Source organism: Nocardia sp. NPDC047654 (assembly GCF_043205035.1).
Lineage (GTDB): Bacteria > Actinomycetota > Actinomycetes > Mycobacteriales > Mycobacteriaceae > Nocardia.
Genome location: NZ_JBIDDF010000014.1, coordinates 81,638 through 93,975, shown reverse-complemented (window position 1 = coordinate 93,975; position 12,338 = coordinate 81,638). Strand labels below are relative to the sequence as shown.

11 protein-coding genes are annotated in these 12,338 nt (G+C 69.8%); 5 read left to right on the top strand and 6 right to left on the bottom strand.

Annotation, left to right across the window (positions count from 1 at the left end; translation table 11 throughout):
- Positions 1–71 precede the first annotated feature (71 nt).
- A complete protein-coding gene (locus ACGF7Y_RS28030) occupies positions 72–647 on the top strand; it encodes a TetR/AcrR family transcriptional regulator (RefSeq protein WP_393238659.1) in 576 nt (191 codons plus the stop codon).
- 404 nt (positions 648–1,051) lie between these two features.
- Here the strand turns inward: ACGF7Y_RS28030 and ACGF7Y_RS28025 are convergent, their stop codons facing one another.
- A complete protein-coding gene (locus tag ACGF7Y_RS28025) occupies positions 1,052–2,392 on the bottom strand; it encodes a CoA transferase (protein ID WP_393238656.1) in 1,341 nt (446 codons plus the stop codon).
- Positions 2,393–3,182: 790 nt separating this feature from the next.
- Between ACGF7Y_RS28025 and ACGF7Y_RS28020 the strand changes: the two genes are divergently transcribed.
- Complete coding sequence (locus tag ACGF7Y_RS28020; RefSeq protein ID WP_393238654.1) at positions 3,183–3,941, top strand: thioesterase II family protein; 759 nt, start codon at positions 3,183–3,185, stop codon at positions 3,939–3,941.
- 9 nt (positions 3,942–3,950) lie between these two features.
- Here the strand turns inward: ACGF7Y_RS28020 and ACGF7Y_RS28015 are convergent, their stop codons facing one another.
- From ACGF7Y_RS28015 to ACGF7Y_RS28005, 3 genes are all read right to left on the bottom strand, one after another.
- On the bottom strand, positions 3,951–4,337 hold the full coding sequence (locus ACGF7Y_RS28015; RefSeq protein ID WP_393238651.1) for a DUF2784 domain-containing protein: 387 nt from the start codon (positions 4,335–4,337) through the stop codon (positions 3,951–3,953).
- 46 nt (positions 4,338–4,383) lie between these two features.
- Positions 4,384–5,814, bottom strand: coding sequence for an SDR family NAD(P)-dependent oxidoreductase (locus ACGF7Y_RS28010; RefSeq protein WP_393238648.1), 1,431 nt, complete (start codon positions 5,812–5,814; stop codon positions 4,384–4,386).
- Between the two features lie 110 nt (positions 5,815–5,924).
- The gene (locus ACGF7Y_RS28005; RefSeq protein WP_393238645.1) at positions 5,925–6,857 is read right to left on the bottom strand and encodes an alpha/beta fold hydrolase; all 933 of its coding nucleotides are present in this window, start codon (positions 6,855–6,857) and stop codon (positions 5,925–5,927) included.
- 350 nt (positions 6,858–7,207) lie between these two features.
- Here ACGF7Y_RS28005 and ACGF7Y_RS28000 point away from each other — a divergent pair, with 350 nt between their 5' ends.
- The 3 genes from ACGF7Y_RS28000 to ACGF7Y_RS27990 all read left to right on the top strand — a co-directional run bounded on the left by ACGF7Y_RS28000 (position 7,208) and on the right by ACGF7Y_RS27990 (position 10,166).
- Complete coding sequence (locus tag ACGF7Y_RS28000; RefSeq protein WP_040866574.1) at positions 7,208–8,353, top strand: acyl-CoA dehydrogenase family protein; 1,146 nt, start codon at positions 7,208–7,210, stop codon at positions 8,351–8,353.
- Positions 8,337–8,999: a TetR/AcrR family transcriptional regulator gene (locus tag ACGF7Y_RS27995; RefSeq protein WP_393238642.1), complete on the top strand. Its 663-nt coding sequence runs from the start codon at positions 8,337–8,339 to the stop codon at positions 8,997–8,999. The genes ACGF7Y_RS28000 and ACGF7Y_RS27995 overlap by 17 nt, the downstream gene beginning before the upstream one ends.
- 411 nt (positions 9,000–9,410) lie before the next feature.
- Positions 9,411–10,166, top strand: coding sequence for a DUF4190 domain-containing protein (locus ACGF7Y_RS27990; RefSeq protein ID WP_393238639.1), 756 nt, complete (start codon positions 9,411–9,413; stop codon positions 10,164–10,166).
- 9 nt (positions 10,167–10,175) lie between these two features.
- On the opposite strand, the gene ligD is transcribed toward ACGF7Y_RS27990, so the two are convergent.
- Positions 10,176–11,177 carry a non-homologous end-joining DNA ligase gene (gene ligD / locus ACGF7Y_RS27985; protein WP_393238636.1) on the bottom strand — a complete coding sequence of 334 codons (1,002 nt, stop codon included), beginning with the start codon at positions 11,175–11,177 and terminating at the stop codon, positions 10,176–10,178.
- On the bottom strand, positions 11,174–12,259 hold the full coding sequence (locus ACGF7Y_RS27980) for an ATP-dependent DNA ligase (RefSeq protein ID WP_357121339.1): 1,086 nt from the start codon (positions 12,257–12,259) through the stop codon (positions 11,174–11,176). Before ACGF7Y_RS27980 ends, ligD begins: the two co-directional genes overlap by 4 nt.
- Positions 12,260–12,338: the final 79 nt, after the last annotated feature.

Genomic DNA, 12,338 nt, shown 5'->3' with positions numbered 1-12,338 from the left:
GATTGCTCGGCGGTCGCAGTAGGTAGTACATACGTCTAGTACGTTTGTCTAAGACGTTGTAGCCTGTGGGTATGGGAAATCGCGAGGATCTGCTGGCGGGAGCACGGAAAGTCATCGTCGAGCGAGGCGTCGCCAAGGCGACCGCCCGCGACATCGCCTCGGCGGCCGGTGTGAGCCTGGCGGCGATCGGCTACCACTTCGGCTCCAAGGACCAATTGATCACCGAAGCGCTGAGCGACGCTTTGGGCACCGCGATCGGCGACAACATGGAGGCGAAGATTCGCGAGGGCAGCGGCTTCGCGCCCCTGGCGGCGTTCGCCGCCATGTGGAACGGCATGCCCGCGGTGTTCACCGAGAACCGCGACAGCATGCTGGCGAGCATGGAGAACCTGGTGCGCGTCGCGCGCTCGACGGAGTCGCAGGAGTTCTTCGCGCAGAGCCTGCCCGGCGCCTACCAGGACATGGCCGACGCGCTGCGGCAGGCGCACCCGCAACTGAACGAAGAGCAGGCCGAGGCGATCGCCGAGCTGTACTTCGTGCTCGTCCAAGGGCTCGGCGTGCTACAGACCATCGCTCCGGAGGCGAACCTGCCGGACGGTGACCGCCTGGCGCAGGCGGTCGCCGCGCTCGCGGGGGTGGAGATCTAGTGCCGGCTCGGCAGCACCCCGGCGGGAATGCGGCGTGGGCGAGGCACAGTGATCAGCGGAAGCGCCGGGCCGCGCCGGTAGCGATACGGGCGGCACTCGGACTCCGTGCCGGAACGCCTCCTGACCCGCGAGGCGCTGAGCCGGAACAGCCGCAGATCGAGCATCGGCCGCAGCCGCCGAACTGTCGGCGCACGAACCCGGCACCGACGGGCAGACCGCCTACGATCGCGGGCCTCACCACCTCGGCTCGTCGCGGGTGGCTTCCGCCCATTTGGGCCCGCCGTGGGTAACTTCCGCGCCTGGTGTCACCGATGGTGGAGCGCTGCCACGGTGCCGGCTCGGTCGCCATACTCAGCCCGCCGCCGGGAGGCCGCGGACGATCTGCGCGGCCTCCCGGCGGGCGGTCAGTGCGTCGGTAGCGGCCACGCGGGATGGTCCGCGCCGTAGGCGGGCGCGGGCGAGGCGTAATCCGGGTACTCGGCCAGCACGGGCGGCGCGGTGACGACCTGCCCGTGCCGGACCACATGCGCCGCACTCGGCATCGCGGGCTTGGGGTGGCGCGGTGTGCGGTCCGGCGCGTCGAGAAGCCAGGACGCCGTGCGCGCCAAGGCCACTCGTACGTCTCGTCCGAAGCCGTCGTCGCTGCGCGCGACCAAGGCGTCGATCACGCCCGCGGCGAGCAGGTAACCCGACGCGTGGTCGAGTGCCTGCGCGGGCAGCGCCCCCGGCACGGCGGGCGCACCCTCGACGATCGAGATCCCGGACGCGGCCTGCACGATGCTGTCGAAACCGCGACGATCACCCCAGGGACCGGCTTCACCCCAGGCGGACACCCGCCCGTGGATCAACCCGGGACGGGCGGCCGCTCGCACCCCGGCCCGCTCCAGCGCGCCCGGCCGGTATCCGGTGATCAGCACGTCGGCGGCGGCGATCAGATCATCGATGCCGTGGGTGCGCAGGTCCACCAGCGTCGAGCGTTTGCCCTGGCAGGTGTCGGCGAATTGCCAGGAGATCTCGGGCAGCTGCGGCGGGTCGACGCGCAGCACCTCGGCGCCGAGCAACGCCAGCGCGCGCGTCGCGACCGGTCCCGCGATCACCCTGGTCAGATCGAGCACCCGCACGCCCCGCAGGGGTTGCAGAGGCGCGGCGCCCGCCGGTAAGCCGGTCTCCCCGCGGTCGGGGCGGTCGGTGATCGCGACCAGCGGACCCGCTGCCGCGGCCTGTCCCTGCGGGCTCGCGGCCCATTCCTCTTCGGTGCGGACGCGCACCGCGATGGCCCCGTGCGCCGCGGCCTGCTCCTCCAGGTCCGAGGCGCGGATCATGGCCATCTGGGCGACGGCGAGGTCGACCGGCGCCGAGTCGGGCAGGCCGAGCGTGGCGAACAGTCGCGCCCGGTGATGCGAATAGTTGGCGTGCGTGCGAACCCAGCCGTCGAAGGTGGGGAAGAAGCCGGAAAGATCGGCGAACGGTGTCGGCATCTGGCCACCGATGCGTAACAGACGCTCGCTGGAGAAGGCCGCGCTGATGCGGGCGGGATCGAGGCGATGCGCCACCGGGTCGAGACCGCGTGCGGTCCGCATGCGGTTCGCGGCCGTGGTCAGCGCCGCGATCGAACCGGCGGCCAGCGCCCAGACCGGTAATGTCGCGGCGAGATTGCTACCCGGATCGGGCGCGGGGGAGATGTGCGAGGCGGTGACACCTATACCGGCCTCGTAGTCCTGGACGAGCCGTGCGTGCGTGTTCACTCGCTTCAGCTTAGTTGCCACCGCGGGGAACTCGCTTGTCGTGGTATCGCCCGCCCGGCGTGAGCGAAGGCCGCCACTTTCGGCCGCCTCGGCGCTCACCGCGACTACCTGCTCCGATTCGGCTCGAAGGCGCGCAGGCTCCGCACGCCGGTCCGCTGTGCTCCGATGCGGCGGTGCTGTCGCCGACCGGCCGTCGCGCCCGGCCGGGCCGGACCGCCGCGGGCGCTCGGGCGGCGACCGCATGCGCGCAGACGCGTGTCCGCGAGATAGCGGATGAAGTGCTGACGAGTCCGAGACCTTCGGGGAGGCCCACGTCCTCGCGGGCTCGAGACCGGGCGGATCCCGGGCTCGCGCGGCGTGAAAAGAGCTGTCCGAGCGGACTTCTCGCCGCGGGGGCCGCAGCCGACGACGTCGATCGTGCGGTGGAGTACGGCCGCGCCGGCGCCTACTGGGCCGACCGGCCCGCGCACCGCAACCTGGGCCGCATCGCCCAGCTGACCGACGAAATGTAGGCCCGCCTCGCTGAATTGCAGGGTACCGGCAGCGGGTCGCCGAGCTCGAACAGCGGCTTGCGCAAACCGGTCACGGCGAATCCTGAGCCGCTCGCGTTCTTCGCGCGGCCCCGAAGCCATGTGCCCACCCGGGACGGGGATGCCGCATCGGTGCAGAAGATCTTTCGGACCGCAGGCGTGGCGGGGTGGGTTGATGCCCAGTGTGTCGACGACCGAGGCGACTACCGTGGTCTGGTCCGGCCGCGCGGTGGGACGACTACGGCGAAGGGAGACCGAACGTGGCAGGCGGCAGCACCGACTCGGAGTGGTTGCGGACGCTGCGATCCGAGGCGGTCGCGCGGCAACACCTGCTGTGCTTCCCACCCGGCGGAGGGTCGGCCACGGCATACCGGGATCTCGCACAACGGTTCGGGGCGGGCGTCGCGGTGCTCGCGGTGCAGTATCCGGGACGGCAGGACCGACTGGGTGAGGACCCGATCACCGACCTGATCGCGCTGGCGGACCGGATCGCCGAGGCGGTGCTCGCCCAGGGCCGGATCGCGCGGCTGTCGTTGTTCGGGCACAGCATGGGCGCGACCGTGGCGTTCGAGACGGCGCGCAGGCTCGAGCGTGCCGGGCAGCCGGTGGCCACCCTGTTCGTATCCGGCCGTCCGGCACCCACATTCGAGGAGACGCAGCGGTTACACCTGGCCTCCGACGACGAACTCATCGATGACCTGGTGCGGCTGGCCGCGGATCCCGCCCCGCTCGAGTTGCTGCGCGCCGAGCCGGGCCTCGCCGAACTCGTGTTGCCCGCCGTGCGCGCCGACTACCGAGCGGTAGAGACCTACCGGTATCAGCCGGGGGAGCCGCTGCGCGCCGGTATCGCGGCACTGGTCAGCACCGAGGACCCGACGATGCGACCCGAGCAGGCCGACGAATGGCGCGCGCACACCAGCGGAGGATTCGACCGGGCGACCTTCCCCGGCGGCCATTTCTACCTGGACGAGCACGTCACGGAGGTGGCGGGCTTCATCGCGCGCCACCTCGGCGCCTGAGCACCGGTGTCAGCGCGGTGCGTCGACACGGGCGGCCGGGGCGGGCCGCCGCTGCGCCCACACATAGCCGATCCAGGACGCCACCACCAGCGCGGCCACCAAGGCCCGCACCAACCCGAGCGCGTGTTCGGGGTAGATCACACCGGTGAGGTAGTGGTCGATGAATCCGCTCGACGGCAGCCGCTCCCGGTCGGCGTGCTCGCGCGCCCAATTCTCCAGATGCGTGAGCGGGCAGTCGAAACCGACCACGATCGTGCCGAACCCCCAGCAGACCGCGAGCAGGTGTAACCAGATCGTGCGCGGAAAGCGCCATGCGAGGAATCCGCCGACCACCACGTAGGCCACGAAGGCGAAATGCGTGACGGCGGTGGCGTCGGCTGCCAGCCGGTAGAGCACGCCTCCAGGGTAGTCCTCCGCCGCGCGACGGAGCCCGGATCGACCGCTACCAGGGGGAGGGCTGATAGTCCTTGAGAAAGCAGCCGAACAGATCGGTGCCGTTCTCGCCCTGCACGATGGGGTCGTAGACGCGCGCCGCGCCGTCGACCAGGTCCAGCGGCGCGTGGAAGCCCTCGTCGGCGAGCCTGATCTTGGTGTAGTGCGGTCGCTCGTCGGTGATCCAGCCGGTGTCGACCGCGGTCATCAGAATGCCGTCCTGCTCCAACATCTCGCGGGCGCTGGTGCGGGTCAACATGTTCAACGCCGCCTTGGCCATGTTGGTGTGCGGGTGCCCCGGGCCCTTGTAGGCGCGGGAGAACTGCCCTTCCATGGCGGAGACGTTCACGACGTACTTCCGGCGGGCCCCGGCGGCGGCCATCGCCGGGCGCAGGCGGGAGACCAGGATGAACGGCGCGACCGAATTGCACAGCTGCACTTCGAGCAGTTCGGTCGGATCCACCTCCGCGACGGTCTGCACCCAGCTGTTGGTGTGCGCGAGGTCGGGCACCAGGCCACCCGCGTCGATCGCGACGCCGCGCGCGATGCGTTCCGGCGTCGCCGACCCCGCGACCAGTGCCAGCTCGGCTACGTCGGCGGCGGTCAGCGCCGGGGTGAGCGACGCGGTCAGCGCGGTGGGGTGGGCCTGCATGGTCTTGCCGAAGCTCACCACCTCCGGCAGCGCACCCGCGGGCAGCGGCCCGGATTCGGCGTCGACCAGGGCGCTGTAGGCGCCGGGGGAGCGGCGCACCGTCTGCGCGGCGTTGTTGATCAAGATGTCCAGCGGGCCCTGGGCGGCGACGTCGTCGGCCAGGGCGACCACCTGAGCCGGATCGCGCAGATCGATGCCCACGATGCGCAATCGGTGCAGCCAGTCCGCGCTGTCGTCCATCGCCGCGAAACGCCGGATGGCGTCGTTGGGGAAGCGGGTGGTGATGGTGGTGTGCGCGCCGTCGCGCAGCAGGCGCAGCGCGATGTACATGCCGATCTTGGCGCGGCCGCCGGTGAGCAGCGCCCGCCGCCCCGTCAGATCGGTGCGGGCGTTTCGTTTGGTGTGGCTGCGTGCCGCGCACTCCGGGCACAGCTGGTGGTAGAAGGCGTCGACCTGGGTGTAGCGCTGCTTGCAGATGTAGCAGGGGCGCGCGCGGATCAGCGTGCCCGCGCTGGCTCCGTCGGTGGCCGAGCGGATCGGGATGCCCGCGGTCTCGTCATCGATCCGGTTCGGCGATCCGGTCGCGGTGGCGGCGACCACCGCGCGGTCGGCCGCCGAGACCGCCGCGCGCGCTTCGGTGCGGCGGCGCTGCTTGAGCTTTTTGAACATGTGGCCGACCGCCCGCTGCACGGCCACCGAGTCCGGATGATCCTTTTCGAGCGTTCCGGCCTGCTCCAGGACCCGAAGACAGGTCGCGAGCTCTTCGGGATCGATCATGCTTTCGGCCATCGGGGCGGGGGACATCCTTCATCGAGCTGGGCAGACGACCGCCCCATTGTCGCAAACCCCGCCCGCCGGGTGGTCGCCCGGTCGCCCCACGCCCCGCTCGAGCGCGTCGGTCAGCTGCTGCGCGGGGAGATGGCCGCGCGGTCGGCGCGCAGGTCGTCGACGAAGTTGGCGACCGCTTCGGCGACCAGCAGTGGCTCGGTGATCGGCAGCCAGTGATTCGCCGGAACGGCGCAGCGCCACAGCTTGTCGACCCAGCGCGTGGAGGCGTCGTAGACGGCGGCGGGCACGAACGGGTCGGTGGTGTCGACGAGCAGCTGGATCGGGACCGCCGTCCGCCGCACCCGCGGCTTGCGCAAGTGGTGCAGCAGATTGGCCTGGGCGATCCGGGCGCCGGCGACGAGATCGGTGCGCCAAGTGGGGGCGACGCGCGCGGGTACCGGCGCGAGACCGCCGAGCCGGCCCACGAGCAGCCCGCGCACCCGCGGCGGGTAGAGCCTGCGGGCGATCGGGCCGGGCGTCAGCGCCCAGCGCGCGCCGCGCAGCCACCAGCCCAGGTCGCCGAGTTCGCGTCCGGCGCGCGGCGTCAGCGCGCGCAGCCACAGACCCAGATGATCGAGATTCGGTCCCGCGATCGCGGTGAACGAGGCGATGCGGGTATTGGCCCGCTCGTCGCAGACCGCCTCCCACAACTGCACGGCGCCCCAGCCGTGGCCGCAGGTGTGCACCGGCCTGCGCGGGCTGGCGGCGTCGATCACCGCGAAGAAGTCCTCCGCCAGCAGGTCGAGGCGATACTCCGACAGCGCCGCGGGCGTGGCCGAACGTCCGTGACCGCGTACGTCGTAGGTGAGTACCCGGAAGCCGTCGGACAGCAGGGCCGCGACCGTCGACCACACGCGATGGGTGTCGGTGAGGCCGTGTACCAGCACCAAGGGCTCGGCGGCGGCATCACCCCACTCGTAGACGGCGAGATCGGCGCCGTCCCGGTCGACCGTCCAGGTGCGGTCCGGGCGGGGCGGTTCGGTGATGTCGAGCAGTTCGGCCATGTCGTTACCCCTTCGCTGCCGGCTACCGATCCGATGGCACGTCGCCGTCGTGCCCGACGTCAGTGATTCCGATACGGACAGTACGAAGAATTGACCCATCGAGGGAAAGGTAAAACGCCCGAATATGGCACAGCTCACCAACGAGCGAATCGACCTCGCCGAAAGAGCCGGAGGGCCACCGCCCGCACTCGCGGCCTTGCCTCGGTATCCCTGGGCGGGCTGCCGGTCCGGCCCGCCCGCGGAGCGGGCTCGCGACGGTGCGTCACGCTTGTTGACAACTCGCCAATAGTCCGGGAATCTGGGGCGTAACCGGTGACGAGACCGGACCGGAGCGAGCGAAGGATCGAGCGATGGCACGCGCGGCGTGGAGTGACGACGAGGTCGAGGCGGTACGAGACCTGGCGAGGACCTTCTTCGAAAAGGAGGTCGTGCCGCACGAGGAGAAATTCGTCGCCCAAGGGCACCCCGATCGCGCCCTGTACAACCGGGCGGGTGAACTCGGCCTGCTGTGCCCCGCCATTCCCGCGGAATACGGCGGTGGCGGTGGCACCTTCGCGCACGAGGCCGCCATCATCGAAGAGCAGGCGCGCGCGGGCGACGGATCGATGGGCATCCCCGTGCACAGCTCGATCATCGCGCCGTACCTGTACGAGTTCGGTTCCGAAGAGCTCAAGCGGCGCGTGCTGCCCAAGGCCGCGAGCGGCGAGATCGTGCTGTCCATCGGCATGACCGAACCGGGCACCGGATCCGACCTGCAGAACATCAAGACCCGCGCGGTCCGCGAGGGCGACGAGTACGTCATCACCGGCTCGAAGATCTTCATCACCAACGGCTGGCTCTGCGACGGCATCATCATCGCGGCCAAGACCGATCCGACCAAGGGCGCGGCCGGTGTCTCGCTGATCTTCGCCGAAGTCGGCGACGACACCCCCGGCTTCAAGCGCGGGCGCATCCTGAACAAGATCGGCGGCAAGGCCCAGGACACCGCCGAGCTGTTCTTCGACGGCCTTCGCGTGCCCGCGTCCAACCTGCTCGGCGAGGCCGAGGGCCAGGGCTTCTACCAGATGATGCAGATGCTCGCGCAGGAGCGCTTGGTCACGGCCATCATCGCGGTCGCCATGATGGAGAAGGCGGTGCAGCTCACCGTCGACTACACCAAGGGCCGCGAAGCGTTCGGCAAGCCGCTGTTCGCGATGCAGAACACGAAGTTCGAACTCGCCGAGTGCGCGACCATCACCAAGGTCTCCCGTACCTTCCTCGACGACTGCCTCGACAAGCACCTGCGCGGCGAACTCGATATTCCCAGCGCTGCCATGTCGAAGTACTGGCTGACCGATCAGCTCGGTATCGTGGTGGACCGCTGCCTGCAACTGTTCGGCGGCTACGGCTACATGACGGAGTATCCGATTTCCCAGCTCTACACCGGTGCCCGCGTCCTGCGCATCCTCGCGGGCAGCAACGAGGTGATGAAGGATCTCATTGCCCGGTCTCTCTGACACCACGAGCGCGACCGCGGACGGTGGCGCCGATCCGGCGCTACCGCGCCGCCGCAGGCTCGAGCCCGACGAGCGGCGCGCGCAGATCCTCGCCTGCGCCATCGATATGTTCGGCGAACGCCCGTACGCGGCCGTCTCCACCGCCGAACTGGCGCAGCGGGCCGGTGTGGCCCGCGGTCTGATCAATCATTATTTCGGCAACAAGCGCGATCTCTACCTGGCGGTGGTGCGGCGGATGGTGACGCTGCCCAAGCTCGACAACATGGCCGTGCCCACCGGCTCGTGGCGCGAGCGGGTCGACGCCAGCGTGCGCTGGTTGCTGGACACTATCGCCGAGCACGGCAGCACCTGGGTGAAGGTGACCAGCCACGAGGGAGTCGGAGACGATCCCGAGGTGCAGCAGATCCTGGACGCGGCCGACGACGCGGCGGCCGAGCGGCTGCTGCTGATGGTCGGCCTCGACCATTCGGCCCACGATGCCCAACTGCGCGCGATGGTGCGTGCCTACGGTGGGCTGGTGAAGGTCGCGGGCCGGGAATGGATCACGCGCGGCACGCTCACCCGCGAGCAGGTGCACGACCTGCTGTGCGACATGTTGCTGACGCTGGTCACCGAATCGCTGCCCAAGGTCGACCGCAGGCGGTGAACGGTGCCACCGATCACCGCTGTAGCGGGGTCGGGGCCGGAACCCTTTGCGGCGACGTCCGCGTGTAGGCCGCCGCGCCAACGGCGAGCGCGTACGGCGCAATGCCCGGCAGGCCGGAATTACCTCGAGCAAATTCCCGGCCCTGGCAGGTCTACGGAGAGCGCCCTGCGGCTCGACGTCGCCTTATCGGATGTGAATACTCTCGGAAGGATGGCAATCGCGCAGACCGCCGGTGAACCAGCATGCGCCTCGGTTACCGATGCCGCGCGTTCGTTATCACGGCCCGATCACAAATGTCGGACACTTCGGATCAACTTTTCGGGGTGCGCGTCCTATTCTGTGTCGGTATATCGGGGCGGGTCCGGATAGTCCGAGGTTCCTGCGCGGTGTGGTGGTGTGGAGAGGACCTTGATGACACGGGCAGAACGGCGTGAAACGGATCGCTGGCCGCAGGCGCAGCCGGAGGATCGCTGGGCGGAGCCGGAGCCCGACGGCCGCTGGCCCGACGAGGAGGACGAGCGCTGGCCCGAGCCGCCGAGCCGCCGCCGGACCGGACGGCTGCGCGTGGAAATTCCTCCGATCGTCAATCCCTACGCGATCATCGCCCTGGTGGCGGCACTGCTCGGGTTGTTCCCCGTGGCCATCGTGTTCGGCTTCATCGCCTTCAGCCATCCCCGCGGCCGGGTCATGGCGATGTTCGCGCTGCTGCTCGGCGTAGCCGAGATCACCGCGGTGGCGGGATTCATCCTGATGACGAGCAATTGGCTGCCCGACGTGACCAACCGCACGGCCTCGCTCGGGCCCGCGCCCGTCGCCTCGACTCCCACCACCGTCGAGCGTCCGGTGGTGACCACCACGACCGCCGCACCCAGCCTCGCGGTGACGACCACGCCGCCGGAGAGCCAGGAACCGGTCACGAAGGGCGCGCCGTGCACCGACGCCCAGCTCGGCAGGATCGGCAGCGCCACCACCGGCGGCACGCTGATCTGTCTCACCACCGCCGGTGGCAACCAGTGGTCGGGCCCGCACGTGGTGGCGACCGCCGTACAGCAGGCGGGCTCGAAGTGCGACGCCTCCGGCGCCAAGACCGGGCGCACCGCCGACGGCCGGGCCTTGGTGTGCGAAGTCAGCGGCCGCGGCGGCACATGGGTGCTGTGGACCGAGTAGCCGTCGACGCTATTCGGGCTTCTTCGCGCGGCTCGGCTGCACCCGGGGCGGCTCGTTGGGCATCTTCGGGTACTGCGGTGGCCACGGCGCGTCCATGAGGCCGGCCGCCATGTCCCGTTCGGACATCTCCAGCAGCGGGGCGATGGACTGCGGCGCGCGGTCGGCCCACGGGTCGCCGGATTCGGTGTAGCGCGCGGGCACGGTCGCGATGGTCAGGTCGTCGGGCACCACCGAATCCAGATCGGACCAGCTGATCGGCGTGGACACCTGCGCGCCGACCTTCGGCCGCACGCACCACGCGCCGAAAACCGTTTTGTGCGGAGCGTTCTGATTGAAATCGATGAACACCCGGTTGCCGCGTTCTTCTTTCCACCATTGCGCGGTGATGTCCTCGGGGTACCGGCGCTCCAACTCGCGCGCCAGCGCCACCGCGGCGGCGCGCACCTGATAGCCGTCCCACTTCGGCTCCAGCGCGGAGTACAGATGCAGGCCGCGTGACCCGGAGGTCTTGACTCGGGATTCGATGCCGAGTTCGGCCAGCAGATCCCTGGTGCGGATCGCGGCCCGGCGCAGGTCGGCGAAGGTGATGCCCGGCGAGGGATCGAGGTCGATGCGCAGTTCGTCGGCGATCTCCAGATTGTCGGCGCGGTTGGGCCAGACGTGGAATCCGAGGCACCCTTGATTCACCGCCCACAGAATATGGGCGAGATCGTGGGCGACGAGGGCGTCGCTGGTGGTGCCGTTCGGCGTGGTCACCTCCACCGTGCGCAGCCATTCCGGTGCGGATTTCGGCACCCGCTTCTGGAACCAGGATTTGCCCGACGCCCCGTCCGGGTAGCGCTCCAGCAGCAGCGGCCTGCCGCCGACCACATTCAGGAACGGTTCGGCGACCGCCTGGTAGTAGCGCACCAGATCGAGTTTCGTCTCACCTCGCTTGGTGAAATAGATCTTGCCCGGATTGCTGATCGTGACGGTGCGGCCGTCGGTCTCGATGTCGACGGACTCGGTCATCGTGCCGCGCCTTCGCCGAACAACATGCTCAATTCCGCCGGCGCGACTTCGTCGAGCTGCGCGTAGGTACACGATTCCGGGGTCCGGTCGCTCCGGAAGCGCACCAGCCTGCCACCGTGGCGCAGCCGGCCCGACTGCACGTGCTCGTAGCGGACTTCGGCGACCAGCTCCGGCCGCAGCGCCTCCCAGGACAGATCCTTGCCGCCGGTCCAGCGGCTGACGCCGCCGGGCATCTTGCCGTCCGCGGCCGCCTGCGCCGCCGCATCGGCCCACTGCCGCCAAGGATGATCGTCCAACGCGTTCTCCCGCAACGGCGCCAGCTCCTCGATCAGTTCCCTACGCCGCGCCGCGGTGAAGCTGCTGGCCACGCCGACGTGATGCAGGTGGCCCTCGTCATCGAAGAGCCCGAGCAGCAGCGAACCCACACCCGCTCCGTCCTTGTGCCAGCGGAAGCCCGCCACCACACAGTCGGCGGTGCGTTCGTGCTTGACCTTCAGCATCACTCGCTTGTCCTGGAGGTAGGCGAGGTCGTCGGACTTGACCATCACGCCGTCGAATCCGGCGCCTTCGAAACGGGTGAACCAGTCCTCGGCCACGTCGGGGTCGTGAGTGATCGGCGTGAGGTGGACGCGCGCGAGCGCGGTGTCCAGGATCGTCTCCAGCAGCCGCCTGCGTTCGGTGAACGGCTCGCCGGTCAGGTCCTTGTCGCCGAGCGCGAGCAGATCGAAGGCCACGAAGCTGGCAGGCGTCTCCACGGCCAGCTTGGCGACCCTGGACGCGGCAGGGTGCAGGCGGTTCTGCAAGGTGTCGAAATCCAAACCCTGCTCGGTGACCACCACGATCTCGCCGTCCACCACGCAGCGGTCCGGCAGCGCCTGCTTCAGCAACTCGGCGACCTCGGGAAAATACCTGGTCAGGGGCCGGTCATTGCGCGAGCCGAGCTCCACTTCGGCGCCGTCGCGGAACACGATGCAACGGAAACCGTCCCATTTGGGTTCGTAGCTCAGGCCCGGCTCGCGCGGCACCGCGGGTGCGGATTTGGCCAGCATCGGCCGCACTGGGGGCAGAACCGGTAGATCCACGCGATCCTCCTCGGGTTCGATCCTCACCCATACCGACGGTGCGCGCCCGACGAACTCATCGGTCTGTGGCCGTGGTCTC